Origin of the sequence: Chitinophaga fulva (assembly GCF_012927205.1) — a bacterium.
In the GTDB taxonomy this organism is placed as follows: Bacteria; Bacteroidota; Bacteroidia; order Chitinophagales; family Chitinophagaceae; genus Chitinophaga; species Chitinophaga fulva.
On sequence record NZ_JABBGC010000001.1, the window covers coordinates 2,645,070 to 2,667,240 of the forward strand.

Sequence of the window (22,171 nt, forward strand, 5' to 3'; positions counted from 1 at the left end):
TTTGAGGGGATTGGCACGCTTTCTTCGGGAGCGTCCGGCTTTATCCATTTTTCTGTCTATTTTGCAAAAGATCATACTATCCAACTAAGTTTATAGCCTTATAACCGGAAAAAAAATAAGTGATGACCAATTGGAAAACTGCCGTCTGCGAAGCGAACAATATTCAGATACACTACACAAGGACCGGGGGAGGTAAACCACCGGTGATACTGCTGCATGGACTAATGACCAACGGCTTATGCTGGACAGGTTTGGCCCGTACACTGGCACATGACTATGACGTCATTATGCCTGATGCCAGAGGGCATGGTCAGTCAAGCGTTCCTGACTATGGATACCGGTACGAAGATCTTGCCAATGATGTTGCCGGTTTGATAGATGCTTTAAGGCTGCCTGCTCCGGTGCTTATCGGACATTCGATGGGTGGGATGACAGCAGCCGTGGTGGCCAGCCGTAAACCTGATCTGCTCCGTGGTGTGGTCCTGGCCGACCCTACATTTCTGAGCCCACAGGTGCAGCGCGAAGTGCGGGATAGTAATGTGGCGGATCAACATCGTCAGGTGCTTAATTTGTCGTTGGATGAATTAATAGCGGAAGCCCGGACCAGACATCCTCACCGGTCGCCGGAAACATGGGAACTATTTGCCCGGGCACGGCTTCAAACCAGTATGGCGGCATTTGATGTGCTTACGCCACCCAATCCTGATTACAGTCAGTTAGTGAGTAAGATCGATATTCCTGCTCTCCTTGTATTGGGCGACAGAGGTGTGGTTTCAATGGCTGTTGCGGAGACGTTGCAACGTCTTAATCCCCGGTTGCAGGTGGCGCAAATACCGGAAGCTGGTCACAGTCTGCATATGGACCAGCCGGAGCGTTTTGCGGCTACGGTCAAAACATTCCTGTCGTCAATGGATGCTTTTACCTGACAGTAAGGCACTATTGTCAATCATGTTAATGGCGGCTTTCAGATCGGGGTCGTTATGCGTAACAATATCTGCCGGCGTAAAATGCACTGTTTTATCCGGTAGTATGCCACGTCCTTTCACCGGGTGTTTTAGCACAGACACCAATCTCAATAATGGAAAATCGACTTGTATCCCGGTATGGGGCAGTGTCAGGTGTTGAGTGGTGCCGCCGCTGCAGCCCTCTGATCCGCCGCCGGTCTCCCGGCCGATGAATATCGCCTTGCGGCAGTGTTGTTTAATCGCCGCCGCAGTATGAGCCCCGGATGAGAACGTGGCGCCATCTATCAGTACAAACAAGTTGCCTGTATAGTGATCAGCTGATGCCAGTTTTGTGTTGCCCATTAAATCGCCAAATACCGGTTGGAATGCAACCTGGTAGTGCCCATCTGTTTTAATGTTCCTTGGTTTAAAGCTCTGGGAGAAACTACCGGATATCTCATGATCGAAATAGCGTTCAAATGGGGTCTTCGTGGGGTCGGGCACCCTCGACCATACATCTCCCACCATTTGAAAAGGCGCATCTGCGAGATAGGTCACTAATTTAGCGGCTATTCTTATATCACCTCCTGTATTGTGCCTCAAATCAATAATCAGGTTCCTGATGCCTTTCTCATGTATTTCCCGGAAAGCCTTCTGATAGATGGCCGTGTCCTCATATTGATAGGTATGTACTTCAAAACAGGCCACAGAAGCATTGGGTAGATAGCGTAGTGGCAGATATCCGGTTTTCCTGGAAACCACCCATGTATCATAATTATCAATTTCTTTCATCTGCTCCGCCAGCGGCATTTTGGAGGAAACCGTGTCAACAGTCACCGATTTTTCACTGCCATCTTTCGTACGAATACGGATATTATAGGGAGGCTTCCATCGGTAGTACTTATTACAGGCATCTTCAAACCCGTCGTATTCGCTTAAAAACAATTCCTTGAAAGTATGATTGTTGCCATCCATGGCATATAAATCACCGCCGTGTTGGATGATGGCTGCCACAGGGATATTATTCACCGATAACAATTCGTCGCCGGTGCTGAGCGCTTTTGCCTGGTGGTAGGTGACCCAGGCTTTGTTGTCCTGCACTAAAACTTTGAATGGTAAACGGAATGTTTTATCACCAGTGTATGGTTTATAGCCGGCGGAGTGTTTGACCTGGGTATGTCCGCATTTTAAAGCGCTTACCAAAGGGGAGATAGCGGTCATAAACTCGTCCTCAGACATGGGCTGCTGGAGGGTGCCGGCAATGCGGTGATATAAATTGGCCATGCTGTCATCCGGTGTATACAGACCGTAAGCCGGATGAATATCCTTGAAAGCAGTAAATAAAATGGACAGGTCTTCTTTCATGTTGGTTTCGGACAACAGCTGGAGGCTGGTATCGCCGCCCGGAGTTTTGTCAGTTGACTGTTTGTTCCCGGGTTGATTGTTGCAGCCTGCCAATACAACCAATAACAGGGCAATAAAAAGAAATGCCTGTAACGGTACTTTCGTTGTCGTTTTCATAACCATCGGGTATCCTATGTTCAGGGTAATAGGATACCCTATAAAGATATCAGTATTTGTTTAATAAAAAGAGGTTGTCTTAGGGCTAAGACAACCTCTTTTATCAGTAGGTGTATTTAGTTATAGGATTCGGTAAAGAAGATACCAGCGGGGAAATTCGTATAGTTTTTATAGTTAGCGCTTACAACAGCTTTATTGTTAAAATTAAAAGTGCTGATATTATTAATCAGGTAATCCCTGCCATAGGCTTTGATGGTATTCAGGTAAACCTCACCTGTAACAGGATGTACGGCGATATTGTTATACACAATGTTGGCGTTTTCAACGACTGTTTTGGCGTCCACCATAAATTCTGTAGAACCCATGCTGAAAACGTGGCGGTATATTTTGGTACCGGCGCCACTAAAATAGAGGGTGTCACCTTTGGCTGTGATACCGGGCGTAGCTCCAAAACCAGCGCTCACACTACCGGTGATGATGTCGTTGGATTTTATTAAGGAATAATCCCTGTAGTTGATTTTGGAAATTTTAGAAGGTGCTCCCGTTGTAGATACCCAGATATTGCCGTCATTGGCTTTTACCACGCCACTAACAGAAGCTTTCATGTCCAAAGCATAGGTGAGCGTATCTTTATTGGGTTCCACCACAAATACTTTAGAACCGGCGGCAGCAAATATTTTGTTGTTGGAAACAGCCATGGTCAGCTTGGCAGCGGACCTGGAGCCTTTAATAAAGGTAAGGGTTTTGGTGGTGGGGTTAAATCTGTATAGACCATTGTTATCACGGATGATCACATTTTCTTCGTTTAATACAGCTACGTGAGTAGGCCAGCTAAGCGTTGCCAGTTCATCGTTGTAAGCAGCTTCTTTTTTAAGCGTTTCGGCATTGGCTACTATCAGCAGGCCGTCATTGTTAAAAGACGCGCCCACCGCGTTCTTTTTGCCGTTTTGGGAGATGATGTATATTTTGTTTTGGTTAATGTACAGGTCCTGCGCCACATTGCCGAGCTGTGTACCATTGGCTTTAAAATAAGCGCTGTCAGTAACTACGCCTTTAGGACTGATGAATGTCAGCGATCCGTTCTCCGTTGTCATGTTGCCTTCATTTAATACGAATGTGCCGTATTTGTATTTCCCATATACGGCAACACTTGCCTGGGACGAAGCCTTTTGGTTATTGGTGGAGGCGGTGACAGCGATGGTGTGTTCACCCAAATCAGTTGAAACAAATTTAAAGATGGAGTCGGTGGTGGTGGTGCCCTTGCCGTTTACAGTCCAGGTGAAAGTGCTGCCCTGTGGCGCCTTTGCTTTAAAAATCAGGGTGTCTTCCTGTGCTACGCCGTTTTGGGAAAGTACATTTATTATTTCTACTCCGGCAGTTCCAACCGGCATTGGCTCAGTGGAGTCTTTTTTGGAACAGGATACCAATGCAACGGCGACGAACGCCCCAAATGCGAAAACGCTTTTTTTCATAAATTTCTAATACTAATTGACTAGCTTGATAGCCTACCAGATGACATACGAAAACAATAAGACGCCGAAATAATTTCAGTGCAAGTTGTATTCAAAGCCCTATCCTCGAAGCTTTAAAAATTATCCGCAATGGCAGGTCTCCTGGCTTGTTCTCACTTCAGACGGCCTTCCCATTTTTATTCACTAAAAACAGTGGCAAGTAGATGTCTGAGTGTTGATACAGAACTTACAGTAGCGGGTCTGCTCAGGATTTGCACCTGATTCCCTATTAATTTTAACATCGTGAAACGTATGTTAAAAACCAATCGCGGCGCGAAAGTACAATAAATTATTGAAAAAGAGATGAATATAACGGAAAGGGCTGTTTGAATAGGAGCGTAAAAAATAATACTTTAGCCAAATGAACGCTGGCTTTAAAAAATAAAAAGAACGATGATTAACCCGACCACAAGAGTATATAGAAAACAACTGATCGAAGGCTTTTCAATTCCTGCTATTATCCACAATGGCAGTTATTTCTTTGTTGATATTGATGTTTATGCAGATGGCAGAGTAGAATGCTGGCATTTTGAAGACATCGAACACTTTAAGAAAGATGTCAGGAGAGGCTGGGTAGTATCAGGGATTCCGGATAACAATGAAATTTCAATCCACGGTCTGGGGAGCTGGACAATCATCAACGGTTCCTGGTTGTTTGACAAGGAAAGTTTTATTGATTATGTTTTGAAGCTGATAAAAGAACTAAATCCGGCATTGGAAAACATCTATCAATACAGCCAGAAAACCGTTAACGGCATTAAAATAGGGGAGAGCGGAAATGGATCAGTTTACAAAGAACACAAAAGAACACCCAATGATCTGTTTCCGGAGAAAATAACCGGTGAGAGCGTAAACCTGTTTTACAAGGTTAATAATGAATACTATCTGACGAAAGTGCTTGTTTTCCCAGACCTTACTATTAGCCTGTCTCGTTTGGAAAAAACGGTAGACATCAACCTCGAAGAATTTGAGGAGTTGATCAATAAAGAAATAATCGTTTCGGAAATCCCAGCTGGTTCCATCGTGAATATATATGGCCTTGGAAGTTTTACTGTTCAGGAGGCGCAATATACCACGGACATAAAAGAGAAATTACTTGAAGTCAGAGATCTTATTAAGGAATTAAAAGGAGAGCCCTCAGCTATTGATGTTTGCAGAGAGGCGTATCAACGCTACATTGATCATCCAACACTCAACAATAAAGAGCAGCTGAAAATTAGTTATGAGGCGGTGCCCGACCACCAGAAAATGTATGTCGGAGACATGGATACCAAAGACACAGCCGTAAGAATGATCATCTATGGTGAACAGGAAATTGAGAACTGGTCCCACTACCGGGTAGCAAAAGCTATGGGAGAAAAATTACCCACTATACAGGTGCCTACACCCAAAGAGGAGAGCGATGAATAAGCGTTAGTTCCAGTTGTCGATTTTGACATCGATAGGAGAAGGGTTGCCTTTTCCCGTTTCTATCAGCGACTTCAGGCTCATCAGGAATATAGCCCATTTGGTGCTGCAATGATGCATGAATTCTACAGGCTCCTTCCAGTTCAAATGCTTAAATAGCAGGATGATATAATCGCCATCCTCTTTCAGTTCAAAATTGATGGTGGTGCCTATCCATTCTTCAGGGCCATCTATTACTTCCCATTCTACCTGAGTGGGTGTATTGAGTTTTTTGACTTTGATATCGAATCCTCCTTTGTCGAACCGGAATTCGATGATATTGCCAACCTGGTCACCTTCCCCCTTCGTGTCGGTGGTCCACCAGCCTGCAAGGCCATCTCTTGTAGTGAGTGCGTGGTAAACGTCATCGATAGCGGTAGTTTTGATTCCTACCCGGTGTAAGATATTTGCCATAGGAAAATGTTTGTTCAAAAGTACTTTTTTATACAGACTTCCATGGGGGCAAAATGGACAATATCAGCCGGTGATCCGGACAAATGACCACAGTTGTTAATTGCTGTTAAACGAGGACCGGAACTCCAATGGAGACAGGTTGGTTTTGTTTTTGAAGAACTTGGTAAATGATTGTGGATGTTCAAAACCTAATACATACGCAATTTCACTCACGGATAAACTGGCAGTAGATAATTTTTCCTTTGCCTTTTCTATGAGTTTGTTGTGAATGAACTGTTGCGTGTTTAGGCCCGTCAGTATCCTGAGTAACCGGCTTAAATAGTTGGATGAAACATGCAGCTCGTTGGCAACAAACTGAACCGTAGGTAGCCCTTTTGAAAGTAAGTCATCGTTGTTGAAATAGTCATTCAATAGTTTTTCCAAACGGGTGAGGATTTTATGATGCGTGATTTTCCGGGTAATAAACTGCCTTTCATAGAATCGTTCTGAGTAATTAAGTAATGTTTCGATATGTGAAACAAGGATGGTTTGACTGAATTTGTCAATGGAAGAGTGGTATTCCTGCCGGATATGCTCAATAATTCCATTAATTGTTGTCTCCTCTTTTTCTGAAAGAAACAGCGCCTCATTAACCGAATAGTCAAAAAAGCCGTATTGCTTCATGTTTTTAGCGAGCGATGTACCCCATAGCAGATCGGGATGAACGAGCAACATCCAGCCCGACTTTTTTACCGGGCTGGAAGCTGTTGCTTCAACCCTGAAAACCTGGTTCGGAGAAATGAAAAACATAATACCCTCATCAAAATCGTATTGCTGTTGTCCGTATTTTAGTTGGATATTCACACCCCGTTTAATGGAAATGTGGTAAAAATCAAGCACCCAGTTTACTTCACCGATGTCGGGAGTATATTTAACATCACTATAGTCCACAACGCTGATAAGCGGATGCCCGGGAGCGGGCAGTCCTCTCAATCGGTGAAACTCAGTGATTGTTTTTACTCTTCTTATCTGTTTCTGGTCCATATTGTATCACGGTTGGATGAGTAAATTTCAACATTTTGCTGCAAATGCTTATGACTAATTTCCGGATGACCATCAGGACCGGTAATACGCCACCAGCAGAGAAAGAACAAAAGCGAGTATAATTAACGGGAGCATTTTATAGGTCTTGTTTTTGATGTGAACAAAAAACGCCCCAAGCATTACCAGGCTGAAGCAAACGGCGGTCACATAGGTAAGCGGCATACAAAAATTGAAAGCCTGAGGCACGATAATGCCAATCGCTCCAAGAAACTCCAGGAAACCAAGGATGATAATCGGGGCCGGATTTCCGCCAAATGGAAGCGCCTTGTTGTTTAATATATTTTCTACCGGGGTTGATAATTTCTTGTAGGAGCCAAACCCAAACCAAATCGCTAATAAGACCTGGAAAATCCAAAGTGTAACGTTATTCATGTTGCTGCTTTTTTGATGATACGAAGTTGCGTAACAACGAAAAAACAGGGTTAGCCAGATCGGGCTTTGTTTTAGCCAAAATTGATCAATTCTTCACTATCTTTATCCGTAAATAAAGACATACGCTCATTTTAACAGAAACCGAACCAATGCAGCTATTTAACGGACGTTTGTATCCTGAGGAAATCATACCATATCTCGAGCAATTCGATAAGGAGAATTATGTAAATGAACTGAAACGCGTGATAGATAACGGATTTCAGAAGATGAGTGTACATGATTCGGTTGAGTTGTATACATGCTGTATTGCCACAAATATTTATGATTTGGAAACTACTGTTTCTTTCGATGTTGTTGATACCAGTGAAAAATATAGAAGGGATTTGTTGCAGGCCCTGGAAAAACGTTATCGTTTAAAATCAGAACAAGGTAAATTAACCAAAAGAGACCGGGTGCCGGACATCAACAATATACCACGTAATTATGATGAACCTGATAAATATGCCTTTCCCAAGATAGCCGTTGAAAAAAACACTTCCATTCCTAAGAACTTTGAATTCTATACCCAAAGAAAATGCTGGTATGAAATTTTCCCGCTTCAAAAAGAGGTGCTGCAATATGCCGTTGGGCAGTTGTCTGATTTATTGAATTTGCATCCTCGTTTTGAAATGTTTTTTATTGGAATGGAGTCGAAGGAAGGGTTTATTTACAGGAGTAATGTGAGTGAATAGTGGTAGGGGAAAGAATTTCCGATGCCTCTAGTAAGTAATTTTATGAAAGTAGTAAAATATATCGTTTTGTTTTTGATTGCTGTGATGTTTTGGGGTTTCCATAACTCTAAAGAGGCACGGTTAAGAAGGCAGGTCGATACTTACAATAAAAGAGTAAGTGAATATTTTGAAAAAGATAGTCTGAATCCTAAACTTGAAAAGAAGGATCAATGATGAGAAAGAAACACATTATTTACCGATAGGGTTTTTATTCCCACCACCTGCCTCACCACGCGAATAATCCCTTTTTTATCATACCCATATAATTCATGCAGTTGCTGCTGTGTGCCCTGTGTGGCAAACGTGTCCGGCAATCCCAATCGCTTTAAAGTGACGTGGTAACCGTGTTCCACCATAAATTCCAACACCGCACTCCCTACACCTCCCCGGATACAACCATCTTCGACGGTGATCACGCTGGAGAACTGGCTGAATACTTCATGTAGCAATGCCTCGTCCAGTGGTTTAAAGAACCGAAGGTCATAGTGGGCTACATGCAATTGATCGCTTTCCAGCTCATCGCACGCTTCTTTGACGTATTGCCCCACAGGGCCAAGGGAAAGAATAGCGATATCTTTACCCGGCCTGATCTTTCTTCCCTTTCCTATGGCCAGTTTTCGGAAGCCGGAAGGCCCATGCATAGATGCAACAGCTCCTTTAGGGTAACGGATCGCAAATGGCCCGTTGCCTTCGCTGGCCTGTGCCGTAAAGAGAAGGTTCCTGAAATCTTCCGCGTCCATCGGAGAAGCGCCAACGATATTAGGCACACATCTCAGGAAGGAGATGTCAAATGCGCCGTGATGGGTAGGTCCATCCTGGCCTACCACACCTGCCCTGTCAATACAGAATACGACGTCAAGCTTCTGCAACGCCACATCGTGGATGACCTGGTCATAGGCACGTTGTAAAAAGGTGGAGTAGATGGTACAGAATGGTATCATGCCATCCGCCGCGAGGCCGGCAGAAAAAGTGACCGCATGTTGTTCGGTGATGCCTACGTCGAAGACACGTTCAGGCATCTGCTTTTTCATATTGGTAAGTGCACTTCCTGATAACATGGCCGGGGTTATTGCCATGATTTTGGGGTTGCTGTTGGCCAGCTCCATTAAGGTGTCACCGAATACTTTCTGAAAGGTGACAGATGTTTCTGCATCCAGCGTGTCACCGGTAGACCTGTCGAACTTTTTAGGCGCATGCCATTTGGCCTGATCGGTCATGGCGGGTGCAAAACCTTTTCCTTTGGTGGTGACACAATGCAATAACTTGGGGCCGGGTATATGCTTCAGCTTTTCGAATATATGGATCAGTTTCTTCAGATCATGCCCGTCGACGGGGCCAAAGTACCGGATGTTCAGTGCTTCGAAAAGATTGCTGTAGCGTAAGAGTCCTCCTTTTATGGCTTTCTGGAGTTTCCGGACCACCTCTACGGGCCAGTTGTCTGGCTGACCGGGATGTGTTAATAACTTCCTGATATGCGACTTTAACGCATTATAATGTTTGCCGCTCGTTAGCGCTGTAAGATAATGTTGCAAGGCGCCGGTATTGGCGTCAATCGACATATTATTGTCGTTCAGTATCACCAGCATGTTGGGCTGTTCGTAACCGGCATTGTTCAGTGCTTCAAAGGCCATGCCTGCCGTCATGGCCCCATCGCCGATCACCGCGATGTGCTGACGGGTATGGTCGCCCCGGTATTTGGCGGTGCAGGCCATGCCCAGTATGGCCGAAATGGAAGTGGAAGAGTGGCCGGTCCCGAAGGCGTCGTATACGCTCTCGTCCCTGCTGGGAAAGCCGCTGATCCCATCCAGTAGCCTGTTGGAATGAAAGCGGCTTTTTCTACCTGTCAACAGTTTATGAGGATACGCCTGGTGTCCAACATCCCAGACCAGTTTGTCTTCCGGTGTATTAAATACATAGTGCAATGCAACTGTCAGCTCTACAACACCGAGACTGGAACTGAAATGACCGCCATTCGTGGCAACATGATCGATTAAAAAAGACCTTAGTTCCCCGCAAAGGTCCTGGAGGGACGTGACAGGCAGGTTTCGCAGATCATCAGGGGTATCAATATTGTTATTTCCGGGCATTCGATGTTCTTTCCGGCAAATTTAAATCGCTTAAATTTACAGTACAGGTACAGAATATGTATAAATTACCAGTACAGATATGAAGGTGTATAAATTCGAAGCGTTTACCAATGCCATCGAAAAAAACATACGGGAAGGTATTTTCAAGCCCGGACATAAATTGCCGTCTGTCCGCGACCTGAAGGCGCAATATCAAACTAGCATCAGCACGATACAACAAGGATATGAATACCTGGTCGCCAGTGGGTTGGTGGAGAGCGTGCCTAAATCGGGTTACTTCGTCAGTAACAGGCCGGATTTATCGAATCAGCAGGTGAAGGCCAAACACCGGCCGGTAGCCCGGGATGCTATTTTTAAACGTCATCTTGGCCTTACCACTTCGTTGAAGGAAGGTCGCCATGTCTCAGAATTCAACGTAGCAGCTCCCGGCGATCTGTTGATACCGCAAAAATTACTGCTCCGTACCATGCAGCAGGTGATCAGGGAGCAGGGGGCCGGTTTGCTACGCTATTATCCTTCAAATGGATCGGTGGAATTAAAGGAGAACATCGTAAAAAAAGCAGCTGTTCATCAAACCAGCATAAATCCCGATGAACTGTTGATCACAGATGGCGCATTACAGGCACTATACATTGCTTTATCCGCTGTCTGTAATGCGGGCGATGTGATTGCTGTTGAAAGCCCTTGTGTGTTTTCCGTGCTGGAAGTGATCAGGGTACTACAGCTGAAAGTGATCGAAATTCCGGTTGACCCATACGCCGGATTTGATGTTGACTTTTTGAAAAAAGCCTGTCGCACCAATGTTATTAAAGCGGTGGTTGTAACGCCCAATTTCCACAATCCTACCGGGATATTAATGACCGATGAACAAAAGCTGGCATTGCTGTCTGTTGCACATCAATACAATGTTGCGTTGATCGAGAATGATGTTTATGGAGACCTGAACTTCCATGGCCAGCGGCCTTCTATGATAAAAAGATTTGATGACAGCGGGCTGGTGTTATCTTATGCGTCCTATGCCAAAACATTGGCGCCGGGAATACGGGTCGGCTGGCTGGCAGCGGGGAAATTTATGCAACGGGCGGAACAGATCAGGTTTGCATTGGGCAGTACCGTTTCGCCTTTGTACCAGGAAACGGTCAACCGTTTGTTGACCAGCAACAGTTACGACCGGCATGTCCGCTCATTCAGGATGCAGCTGGCGAAGAATGCGCACCTGGCCATTCATTTGTTGTCCGCTCATTTTCCGGAGAAGACTTCCATCCTTAGCCCTTCGGGTGGATACAACATCTGGGTGAAGATGCCGGATGAGACAGATATGGACCACTTCTATGACCAATGTGGAAAAATCGGGGTAAGGTTTACGCCAGGCTATACCTTCTCTTTCTCTGGCGCTTTTGATAAGTATTTCAGGCTGGTCTTTGCGGACAAATTTTCACCCAAAAGGATGGAAGCTCTTCAGTTGGCGGGACAACAAGCGCTGTGACCCCTTAGTTTAAAACCTAAGCACGCCTAACCTTTCTTAATTGCACAGAATCAAAAACTATTAGCATTGCGAATCAAAAATAATATCTTAACTTAACCACTCATTACCCCCGAAAACCATTAAACCCCCTTTAATATGAGCCCTCAACCAGACCTGGCGGTACAGAGTGCCAATGCATTACTGTCATTCCACCAATCATTGCCTAAAGGCAAAACCACGCCACTAAATCTTTCCAACGCAGACCAACAAAAACATGCAGAAGTGATGCTACAGGCAGCCGGCCGGTTCAGTGAAGCTTATCCGCACCTGTATAAAGCGCTGTATAGCGGTAGTAACCACAGTCCTGAAGGCCTGGATGTTGTTCACCTGGTGGATTCCGGAATAACGGCAGCAGGAAAGGCAACAGCATCGGTAATGGCATGCTCCGGCGGCAGCAATATGATAAGTGGAGGCCACCTGGTGATATTCGATGGTGATAGCGGCGAACTGCTGGCGCAGGGAGAGAACACTTCTGTAAGAAGCGGTATCGTAGTGTGCTCTACCCGTTCAGCCACGGCGTTGCCTGGGGGAAAGAAACTTTCTGTGCTGTATCTCGGTCACACGACCAGCGATGATGGTTCCATCAGATTCTTCAGCTATGCGAATACTGTTAGCGTGGGTAACGGCATCGCCGTAAATGTAACCAACCCCGTCATCAAAAATTCAAAAGACGGCCTCATTCACATCGGCGTGGGCAGAACAGGCGGCTATCCCACCAGCGATTATATTTATACCGAGCCGCAGAACCTTAACAATCCCTGGGTCATTGCGCCGTTTACCGGTACCGTGCCGCTTAGTGGCGCCATAGATATACAACACCTCACCGTTGCAGACCTTACTACAAATATTGTTATTCAAAAAACCGGCGGCGCTACCTTAACATTAAACCGCGCCACCCAGTTCACACCAGACTCAAGGTTTGTAGGTGCCTTCTTTGTGGGGACTTCACCCAATATTTTACAGTTTAACTTCCCATATGATGGCCTGAGCCATACCAACACAAAATCCATCGTCTACGATTCCACTTCTTTCGGCAGTGAAGTTGTAAGCTATTTTTACTTTGCTTTTAATGGTATCCCGCTACAGGGTGGCGCTATCGCACCACCATTTTATGTGTGCAGCATCAACTTTCCTGACGAGCCTTCGCTCAATTGTACCAAGATCCCGAACCTCTATTACTGGTGGCATTGCCTCGCCAAAGGCACATTGGTAACACTGGAAGACGGATCTCAGAAAGCCATCGAAGAAATAACACAGGACTACCGGGTGAAAACAGCCAACGGCCAAAGCTTTGGCGTATATGCCACCGTAAAAGGCACCCACACCTCCGATGGTACGCCTGGCGAAGATGGCATCTACAAGGTGACAACAGCCAACGGAAAAAGTTTTGTAGCCACTGGTAATCACATGGTATTTACCGCTACAAACAAATGCAGCAGCGTGCATGACCTGGTAGCAGGCGATAGCATACTCACGGAAGATGGCGCATCAACGGTAAAAAGTAAGGATGCCATAGTATATGATGACACGTTCTACGCGCTGGCATTGGGCCATCCGGATGAACAAGATGCTGACAACTTCCCCCAAAACATGGCAGGCTATTATGCCGGAGGCGTATTACATGCCGATCAGAACGCCATGCGTATTCAAACAGCTGCCAGGTACAAAGACCTCGACTATATGCTGCCCCGCATTAACCAGGAGCTTCACCAGGATTATACATCTGCATTGAACGATATGCGCTCTTAATATTTATTCCGCATGGCTACAAGTGTTATTAAAAACCTTTATTATGCCAGCCCCTATTCGCAATTGCCACCAGGTGTTGGCACGGCAGGCATCACGCTGCAAACAGATCCCAGTCAATCGCCTACACCGCCGACTGTCCCCAACCCGGTACTGGTGATAAGGTTACGTATGGCGGCAAACCCGCAGGAGATAATCGCTGTATCGCCTACCTCCGGCCCGGGAACAAATGTAAAGATAGCCTTTGTGCAGCCTAAATTCCCGCTGTCCGCCACGGATTCGTATATGCTGGATGTGATATGGGTAAGAAATGGCACGCCGCAACAAAGCATAGACTGGGATGCCGCCATTACTTCAGCGCCCATCACAGCGGCCGAAGTATCCATATTAAGCGCCAGCTTCGATGGATCTAATGTAACGGCGGTGCTGGGATATGGCCCAAGCGGGATGGGCGTAGGCGCACAGGTGAATGTATACTCCCTTGCGTTCGGTACGTATGTGAACGTAGGCAGCATGCAAACACAGGGCAATACCGTTACGGTGCCGGTCAACAGCACGGGCTTTCCTGCTGTATTTTTCCTGAGCGCACAGGCTGCCATTCCCTCCACCAATACCGGCGGCGCCGGATCTTTTTCAGGCCCCTTCAGTCTTGGCCCCGCTACTCCCATCACTGCCGCATGTGGCATACCACAAGCTGCCAAAACCATCAGCGCTGCTGCGTATAATGGTAAAACATTGACGCTTTCATGGGCGCTCGACACGGTAGAAGGTTGTGTGGATCCTGACTCCAGCCGTATACAGGTGCTGGCTAACGGGAAAGTCATTGCCAACTATACCGGCGGCCCATTGTCGGCCATCATTCCATTGGAGGCCTATGGGCAAAGCGGAATAACTATTACAGTCAGCACTGTCTCCAATAACATCGGCAGCAAGCCGGTGTCGTTCAACCTTGTTACCACTTCGCCGGTGATAACGAACGTGGTGGCTAACAAATCGTCAGGGAAAGTAACTGCCAGTGTCACCATTCCGGCAGGATTGGCGGTACAGGGTTATTTAATGGACGGCGAAAACGTGCTGGCAGGACCGGTTACAGCCGCCGGCAATGTGCTGACCTTCGACTACACTACTGCTAAATATAATGTGGAAGGCATGGTTGGCTTGAGCGTGGTGGGCAACACCGCTTCTGCCGACGGAATCATCACCGGTCCGCGAAGCAAGCCGGCAGTGTTGCTGGCGACAACACCTTCATTGAAGGCGGCGAACATCTACACCGATCCCGCCAGCACCACAAAGTGGCGTATCGATCTTACGTGGGACCGGCTGCCGGATGCAGCGGAAAATGTAGCTGCTTACACCATCAATCTTTTGCAGGACAATGTTTCGGTTGCCACACAAAAGCTCAACGCCACTTCCGCCACCCTCTCTGTTGACAAAACAGCCATCGATACCAGCAAAACACAAACCATTCAATTGTCTGCTACTGGTGCTACCGGCGGCGCTTCACCCACACAAACACTTTATGCGGTGTTTGCTGCGCCCACGCTGGCATCACTCACCACTACGCAGAACCAGGTGGCCGCCACCTGGAATGCACCGCAAATTCCGGCTGGCAATACGATGCCGGTAGGGTATCGCCTGACAGTGATTGCTGGCGGGACCGTTATTGGCCGTGGCAGTGAAACAACAGCCAGAAGCTCGGCGATGGCACTTTCAGACATCGCTGTTCCTGATACAGGAAGCATTAGTGTCATGGTAGGCATAGCATTGGGGCCTGTGGTGTTACAACCGGATACAAGCATGGCCAGCGGCACAAGTGCCACGCCTATTTTAAAAGCACCGGCAATAAAACAGGTAAGTGCTGATCCTCTCACCAATATATCTACACTGAACTGGGCTGCTGTTGATACCGCCACTACCTACACCGTAATTTTTACAGACGGCACCTCACATAAAGACATTGGCACTACTTCCTATCCATTGCCACAGGCGCTTGTCACCGGTGCGCAAATGGGTTATACGGTACAGGCAAATGGTGCAGCAAACGGTGTTGTGCTTACCGGGCCTCCGTCGGGACTGACATACATACCTACCAGCGTGGCCGATATATCATGGGTAAGGTATAATGGAAGCAACGTGAGTATGGAGTGGGCTGCTGTACCAGACGCTTTGAGCTACAAGGTTTTTGTGTATGATGAGTTGAACAAGAACGTTTACACCGGTACCGTGAGCCAGACCTCCGCTTCCTTTACCATTACACCCGAACCCAACAGGGTGTATACCGCTTATGTACAACCGGTGACAATAGATGGTACCGCGCTGAGAGGAGCGAGGGGTGCATTGTTCAGTACCGGCATATACGTGAGCCAGCAGCCATCGGCTACGGCTTATCCTTATGCGTACATTGCGCAGGCTGTGAATGCGCTGGGGTCTGCTACCGCCAATCCGCCGGCACAGGTAATTACCCTGTATCTGCCTGAACTGGGCAGCACTGCCGGCGCACTGGGTAATGTAGCTATCGAATCAGGTCCGTTTAAGATTGAACCTTCAGGAGTCCCCTCGCTGCCATACAAGCTAACGATAGCGGGAAGTGCTGCTGTATGGACATTTAATACAGTTGCCATAAGGGCACAGCTGCAACAGGCTTATGTTACTTTTCTGAAAGATGTAGAGAAACCTCCGGTAGGCGGTGTTCCTGGCGCCACCGGTTACGGTATTGCCCTGGTACAATCGGCTATTGCCTGTGCAATGCCACAGACATTTGCGGAGCAATTGTATTACAACTTCGGTTTTTCAACTACTACCAATGCCGGGGCAGGTTATATCGATCTGCGGCCGGGAATGATATTGAGAGTAACGGCAAGTGATTACGTCAATATTCCGGGCAGCGTACCGACATGGATCAATGGGTACGGTCCCGGCGCCCCGCTGGATTTTGAGATTGGCAGCTACAATGCAGGCGGCAACTGGCGCACCGGCTTTGATGCGTTCCTCAGTACGCTTTCTTCGTTGGGCGCGCTCAATGTGAGCATTCCGGCGTTGAGCACCGGTTATACACAGGCCGGACTTGCAGGCGCGGTTGATCTCTACTATTCACAATTCATTCAGCCATTCTACCGGCTGTATTTTCCATCTGCCATCAACCCGGCCTGGGGACAAGGAACGAATTCCACCCAGTCCAACTTTACACTGGTGGCCGCAGGGAAATACGCCGACCTGCAGAATACAAACGTCAACCCTTCCACCACGCCTACCGCTTATTTCCGCGGCAGGACAATAGTGCAGGTCATGATAAAAGTGATGGTGAACGGGGTGGAACGGCTTGTGCCGGCAGGCGCTACACTGAGTAACCTGCTGGAGCAGTTGAACATGCTGCCGGCGGCCACCTCGGGACTGTTTAATAACCTTCGTGTATACAGGTCCGTTACAGCAGCCATGACTGATCCTACCGGTTCGGCCTCATCGGGCCCACTGCTGGAATTACGTGTTGACTGGAATGGACTTTCAACGTATGCCATGGGTAATGGGCTGAATGCAATGTCAGTACCGTTACTGCCCGGCGACCAGGTATTCACTGATAAAACCGGTTCATGAGCGCTCCCGTATTTAACCAGGTAGGCTCATTATTGTTATATGAGCTATCTACATTGCCTATAGGCAATGCACCGGATTATTGGGCCGGCTATTTTGCCACCACATCCAGTAATCTTGGTGCAAACGCCAGCACCACCGCGGTGTGGCAGGATGTGAGCGGCGGGTTCTATTTATTCCTTGATAAAAAGCCCGCTGATTTTGCATTGTTTGTACAGGAACTGGAGCAGTTGCGCCCCAGCCTGGGGCCTCCCAATGTAGTGCGCTTTGTATGGATCATGAATGCAGACAAACCCTATTTAAGGTGGCAAACCACTTCGGGCCTTGCTGAACCAGCAGGCAGTGCACCCGATATAACGTGGACGCTTACACGTACTGTATCATTCCTGTTTGGCGCCTACCAGTTGACCATTGCAGGTTTGAACGCGTTAACATATATCGCCGATGCCAATGGCGGCGGCATACAATTCACCACAGGTGGCAGTCTCGACGGGCCGGAAGGCGGTTATGCATTCGGATCGGCTACTATGAGCTTCACCGGGCCGGCACTGGGTGCATTTAATAGCGAAATGAATATCCCGCGCCCATCCAATCCTGATTTTGCCGGCGTGTGGAGCGCGTTAAACATTGGGCTGTTGTATGGAGCAGCACCGACAGAAGAAACAGATCTCCCTGATAGTGACTATACACAAATGGTGTTCATGCCTGTATTCAACAGGCAAAAAGACACGTTGAACCTGGGACTGCTGTTTGACCCGCTTTATCTGCAGGAGCCAAGCCGCACGGCGTTAAGCCTGTTCCCGCCAGGCGGCAACGCCTCACTTATACTCGATAGTTATCTGCGCACCACACGGGGTTACACCATTCAGTTAACACCGTTGGCCGGCAGCGGGGCCATACCGGATGCACGGTTTGTAATAGGAGCATGCCCGGTGCAAACCGAATCCCCCGATGCAGGATTGCGGTACCACTTCAGTCCTGATGGCGCATTCCAGGTAACGGTAAAACCACCGGAGAATGCGTCCGCCTCCAATACCAATACGGTTGTTACAGACCAATTGCTGCTGGGCCTCTCCGGGCTGGAGTATGCCAACCTGGGCAATAGCAACTACATGATAGCGTTCGAAGGCGGCAAGCCTGCCTACATTCCGCCGCCCGGAAAGAATAAAAACGTGGCGCCCAATGTAGCTGAGGCACTGACAGATGCGGCCACCACATCGCACTTAACGGTGCTGGCCGTGAACAACCAGGGAACCAGGCCGGTGTATTTTGCGCAGCCGCAACAGGCGCCTGTGTTCTCCAACCGGGAGCAGCGTGCAGACAATGTGCTTGATTACAATCCCATACCTGCGTACACACTCTATTATAATGCAGGACAGCGGCCGCCGGTATTTCCTTCCGGTGTTTATGCCGGACTTGCCGGTACAGATGTGTTAGTGGCATCCGGAATGGAAAATGCCAGTCTTGCCCCTTACCGGAGCTACTGCCTCGGGAAAGATTATGGTACTCCGCCCAACAACGAGATGCCTTCACGCCGTATTCGCGCTGTCAACGATCCACTGGGTGTTACACCACAGGGAATGGTGGCGGAGTTGACACCAGACTATAACGACTACGACGGACTGATACTCGGCAATATGCCTGGCACGGAATATCCCAGGGTAGACCTGAGCGCGGTGCAAGGGAAGTTCAAGCAGGTGCTGCAAAGTAACCAGTTGTTTTTCGTGGCGGCTAATGTAGATGAGCTGATGATGGGCACTTCGGTACGTTACATGTTAACAGATGGAGAAAAGCCATACCTGCTGGCAATGGGTGTTCCGCAAAACATCATCGATGCAGTATACCAAACTTTGGTGGGTAAAACACAACCCTTTGAAACAGAAAAAGATTTTGTGGCATGTATTGGCACTGCGGCCACCGTACAATATCTCCCTGACTTTTTAAAGATAGCAGGCATCCTGAAAGTAGAAATGGATGGATGGGTATTCCAGCTCTCGCCAAGGTCATGGCGTACCGATGCTGCCAGTCCTACCATTATGATCGGTAAGTTCTGCAACCGCACGCTGCTGGACCTCGCCAATGACACCAGCAGCTGGCTCTGGCCGGAAGTGGCGGTGCGTAAGGACAGTACGCTGGCTGCCACGCAGGCCGTGCTGGTGAACATGTTCAAAGCCGCCGCTGAACCCGATGCCTCCGACGCGCTGAAACTATTTTATAACACGGTGGTAAATGATCCGAACTGGAACGGCTTCCTGTTCCTGAATGCGCCGACAGATATTGCTGAAATGCCGGATGAACTGAAGTTTCTTACGGCAGGCATAGACCTCAAACAATTTTATGCACATCATATCGGTTTTTCACAAACACCTTTCAGTGTGGAGAATGGTATGCCTAAACTGGAACAAACCGCGGCGTTTGGGTTGATCAACTATAACGATCCTGTTGACCTGTATTCCGATGAAACCATTCCATTCGGTTTCAAAACCATGATCCTGCTGGTGCGTTTTGCCAACGCGGCACTGGCTGATTTTTCCGCTCAGGTGGAACTGATGCTGAACCAAATGCTGGGCACACCGCTCAGCAAACAAATAGCCGCACGAGGCAATAACCTTATCATTGACGGCTCTTACCAGCGGGTGGGTGGCGCGCCCAGCTATTCATTTGCATTGACAGGCGAGAATGTTTTTCTGTCAAGTGGTGGCTCGGCACTTACTTCCATTGAAGTGCTGTCTGTGCAACTGGTGAATGGCGGTAACAAGGCCAATCCTACGGAAGTGCTCACCACTTTCATTCTTTCAGGCAACCTGAAGTTTGTGCTGATTGAAGGATTTGATCTTTTCTCCTTTGGTCCCGGGGAAGATACCAATGCGAATTACTATCTGCGTTATAGCGGACTAAGCATAGATATGCAGTTCTTAATGACTGCGCCTGGAGACCAGACATTTACGGTCCGCGAGGCTAATACAGCTTTTGATATGACGGCCAGCCTAGCCAGGCCATCTTCTTTGATCAATAATTTTCCACTGACCGTTAGTGCATTGATAGCGAGTCCGGATTTGTCGGAAGAAGGGGATCCGCCCAGTGGACAAACCCCGGAAGACATGGGTTATACGTCTGTTTCAGCGCCCATCGATCAAACACCGATGAAGCCTTCGTGGTATGGTCTTGTGTTTACGCTGGACCTGGGAACATTCGGGGCATTGACCGGCAGTGTGAGCTTCAAAATATCCATCCTGGCCGCCTGGTCGTTGGGTGGGGGAGCGGACGGGATAGCGGTTTATATGGGATTGAAGCTTCCCGGTATTAATGCTATTGCAGGTAGTTTTCCCGTGCAGGGTGTTTTGAAGATCGGTTTCAGGAATTTTCAGTTTGAAACGTATCAGACCAAGGATAATAAGCTGGGATACTTGTTGCGCCTGCGCAATTTCTCGGTGTCTGTATTGTTATGGAGTTTCCCGCCGGGAAACAATAACATCATATTGTTCGGCCAGCCGGGGAACCCTAAAGGATCATTGGGCTGGTACGCGGCGTATGACAGTGGCACCAATAAAAAACCAAACGCTATTACCGATCCGGTGCAGCGCCGCCTTGAAACCGGCAGACGCACACCGCCAGTGGCATAACCTCAAAATCAGTAAAATATGGCAACAGGATTTATAGTACTGACAGTCGTGGACGTTGGCCAGGGCCAGTGTACCTTCCTGGAAGTGTATGATGACAGTTCGAAAGCCAAATTGATCCACACCGTTATGATGGATTGCGGGAGTGACAAAAAAAGCGACGACACGCCTACCAACCTGCAATACATTGCTACCAGGGTGGCGTCGATGGCCAAACCTGCATTTGATTGTATTATTTTTTCGCACAGCGATAAAGATCATATCAGCCTGACCCAGGATGTACTGGATTTGATCCCGTCCTCAAAGAAACCTGTTGTCAAAAAGGTGGTCTATGGCGGCGATTATGACCAATATGAAAAATCCTATGTCAATATCCTCGATGATCTTCAGACAAACGGGTATTGCACGAAAAAGGATATTTTTAGCCCGGGCAGCTATAAAACCAATTATGCCAAAAAGACCGGCAAATTTATAGGTTCGCCGCTGTGGGAGAGCAGTGATAAAGCTGTTAAAATATATGCTGTTGTCGCTAATGTATTGTCGAACGATCCGGATTGGGATTCAAATGATGAAGATTTGTGGGGGTCAAAAGCTGAGGAAAAAAACCGAGTGTCCATCATTTGTGGATTATATTATGCCGGCGTGTCGTATGTTATTTGTGGTGATGCTACCAGTGTGACTATGGCGGTAACCAATCAACTTTTTAAAGGGACAACAGTCTTTAATAAGAACGAAATGACCACGCTGCCACACCATGGCAGCAGGGCAACAGCCTATGGCGTGCCCCGGACTAAAGATCCCAGCGCTGCAGCGGTGAAAGTGGTGGATACATTTGCTAAACTTCTCAAATCAAGGATACTTACTGCCAGCGCTTTTGAAAAGCACAGGCACCCATCTATGATGTTGATGAGTGCATTCCTGCCTACCCTGAAGGAGCCGTTCCTTCGGGACGCGAGGCTGAAACAAAAAAATACCCACCGGCTGAATGCATACGTGGATATAGATATCGAGATAAAGAACAATACCCCTCCCCCAACAAAGAAGAAAAAAACAGGTAAGACAACCGGAGATTTCCTATACCGTGATTCGGTGTGGTCTTTTGATTCTACCACCTGTACCTTTACCACCAGGTATACTAATCCGTTTCTGGTCTATTCCTATAACCTGGGTAATGACAAATGCGAAGAGTCGGATGGCGTTCACACCAATAAAACCACCAAAGTTGCGGAAGTAATTAATCCGCACGCCTGCTGGCAATGGGATGGACTCTCGGATGGCGAGTGTCTTGTAGGGGGATATGCCGATCTTAGCCTGCCGCTTACAATATTTACAAGCGGCCCTGTGGGTTTGGCCATTCAACCCGGCGGCCCGCTGGAAAGAAGGGCTGTATGGGAATTTGATAAAGATGGAAATGAAATTGCCGGAAAAGAAAGCAAACCATCACCAGTGACGGTCAGAACAAAAAACAACCCCGCCCGGCGGCCGGCCACGTCCCCTCTGCAATTTCAACGCCTGCAACAATTCTATTAAACCCCGGTTGAACC

At 47.7% G+C, this 22,171-nt stretch carries 14 protein-coding genes and 1 riboswitch; of the genes, 8 read left to right on the plus strand and 6 right to left on the minus strand.

The genetic code is table 11. The annotated features are described in order from the left end of the window. Nucleotides 1-122: 122 nt before the first annotated feature. A complete protein-coding gene (locus HHL17_RS11015; protein WP_169224767.1) occupies nucleotides 123-926 on the plus strand; it encodes an alpha/beta fold hydrolase in 804 nt (267 codons plus the stop codon). Here the strand turns inward: HHL17_RS11015 and HHL17_RS11020 are convergent. Further along, nucleotides 906-2,465, minus strand: a complete 1,560-nt coding sequence (locus tag HHL17_RS11020) for a S41 family peptidase (protein ID WP_169224768.1) — start codon at nucleotides 2,463-2,465, stop codon at nucleotides 906-908. The genes HHL17_RS11015 and HHL17_RS11020 overlap by 21 nt on opposite strands. Before the next feature lie 116 nt (nucleotides 2,466-2,581). Then, complete coding sequence (locus HHL17_RS11025) at nucleotides 2,582-3,937, minus strand: DUF5074 domain-containing protein (protein WP_169224769.1); 1,356 nt, start codon at nucleotides 3,935-3,937, stop codon at nucleotides 2,582-2,584. Between the two features lie 114 nt (nucleotides 3,938-4,051). Continuing rightward, a riboswitch (cobalamin riboswitch) is annotated at nucleotides 4,052-4,258 on the minus strand. 111 nt (nucleotides 4,259-4,369) lie between these two features. On the opposite strand from HHL17_RS11025, the gene HHL17_RS11030 reads away from it, so the two are divergent. Next, nucleotides 4,370-5,386, plus strand: a complete 1,017-nt coding sequence (locus tag HHL17_RS11030; protein ID WP_169224770.1) for a DUF7638 domain-containing protein — start codon at nucleotides 4,370-4,372, stop codon at nucleotides 5,384-5,386. A 3-nt stretch (nucleotides 5,387-5,389) separates the two neighbouring features. On the opposite strand, the gene HHL17_RS11035 is transcribed toward HHL17_RS11030, so the two are convergent. The 3 genes from HHL17_RS11035 to HHL17_RS11045 form a co-directional block, all read right to left on the minus strand. Beyond that, nucleotides 5,390-5,836, minus strand: coding sequence for an SRPBCC family protein (locus tag HHL17_RS11035; RefSeq protein WP_169224771.1), 447 nt, complete (start codon nucleotides 5,834-5,836; stop codon nucleotides 5,390-5,392). 96 nt (nucleotides 5,837-5,932) lie between these two features. Next, on the minus strand, nucleotides 5,933-6,859 hold the full coding sequence (locus HHL17_RS11040) for a helix-turn-helix domain-containing protein (protein ID WP_169224772.1): 927 nt from the start codon (nucleotides 6,857-6,859) through the stop codon (nucleotides 5,933-5,935). Between the two features lie 72 nt (nucleotides 6,860-6,931). Then, nucleotides 6,932-7,291 carry a DoxX family protein gene (locus tag HHL17_RS11045; RefSeq protein WP_169224773.1) on the minus strand — a complete coding sequence of 120 codons (360 nt, stop codon included), beginning with the start codon at nucleotides 7,289-7,291 and terminating at the stop codon, nucleotides 6,932-6,934. A gap of 149 nt (nucleotides 7,292-7,440) precedes the next feature. Between HHL17_RS11045 and HHL17_RS11050 the strand changes: the two genes are divergently transcribed. Further along, nucleotides 7,441-8,022, plus strand: a complete 582-nt coding sequence (locus HHL17_RS11050; protein WP_169224774.1) for a hypothetical protein — start codon at nucleotides 7,441-7,443, stop codon at nucleotides 8,020-8,022. 206 nt (nucleotides 8,023-8,228) lie between these two features. Here the strand turns inward: HHL17_RS11050 and dxs are convergent, their stop codons facing one another. Further along, the gene (dxs, locus tag HHL17_RS11055) at nucleotides 8,229-10,148 is read right to left on the minus strand and encodes a 1-deoxy-D-xylulose-5-phosphate synthase (protein WP_169224775.1); all 1,920 of its coding nucleotides are present in this window, start codon (nucleotides 10,146-10,148) and stop codon (nucleotides 8,229-8,231) included. A gap of 79 nt (nucleotides 10,149-10,227) precedes the next feature. Here dxs and HHL17_RS11060 point away from each other — a divergent pair, with 79 nt between their 5' ends. The 5 genes from HHL17_RS11060 (at nucleotide 10,228) to HHL17_RS11080 (ending at nucleotide 22,157) form a co-directional block, all read left to right on the plus strand. Then, nucleotides 10,228-11,634 (plus strand): aminotransferase-like domain-containing protein, encoded by a 1,407-nt coding sequence (locus HHL17_RS11060; protein ID WP_169224776.1) that lies wholly within the window; start codon nucleotides 10,228-10,230, stop codon nucleotides 11,632-11,634. Between the two features lie 135 nt (nucleotides 11,635-11,769). After that, entirely contained in the window at nucleotides 11,770-13,422 is a 1,653-nt protein-coding gene (locus HHL17_RS11065; protein WP_169224777.1) for a Hint domain-containing protein, read from the plus strand. A 12-nt stretch (nucleotides 13,423-13,434) separates the two neighbouring features. Continuing rightward, on the plus strand, nucleotides 13,435-17,010 hold the full coding sequence (locus tag HHL17_RS11070; RefSeq protein WP_169224778.1) for a hypothetical protein: 3,576 nt from the start codon (nucleotides 13,435-13,437) through the stop codon (nucleotides 17,008-17,010). Beyond that, entirely contained in the window at nucleotides 17,007-20,630 is a 3,624-nt protein-coding gene (locus HHL17_RS11075; RefSeq protein WP_169224779.1) for a hemagglutinin protein, read from the plus strand. The genes HHL17_RS11070 and HHL17_RS11075 overlap by 4 nt, the downstream gene beginning before the upstream one ends. An 18-nt stretch (nucleotides 20,631-20,648) precedes the next feature. Then, nucleotides 20,649-22,157 (plus strand): ComEC/Rec2 family competence protein, encoded by a 1,509-nt coding sequence (locus tag HHL17_RS11080; RefSeq protein ID WP_169224780.1) that lies wholly within the window; start codon nucleotides 20,649-20,651, stop codon nucleotides 22,155-22,157. Nucleotides 22,158-22,171: the final 14 nt, after the last annotated feature.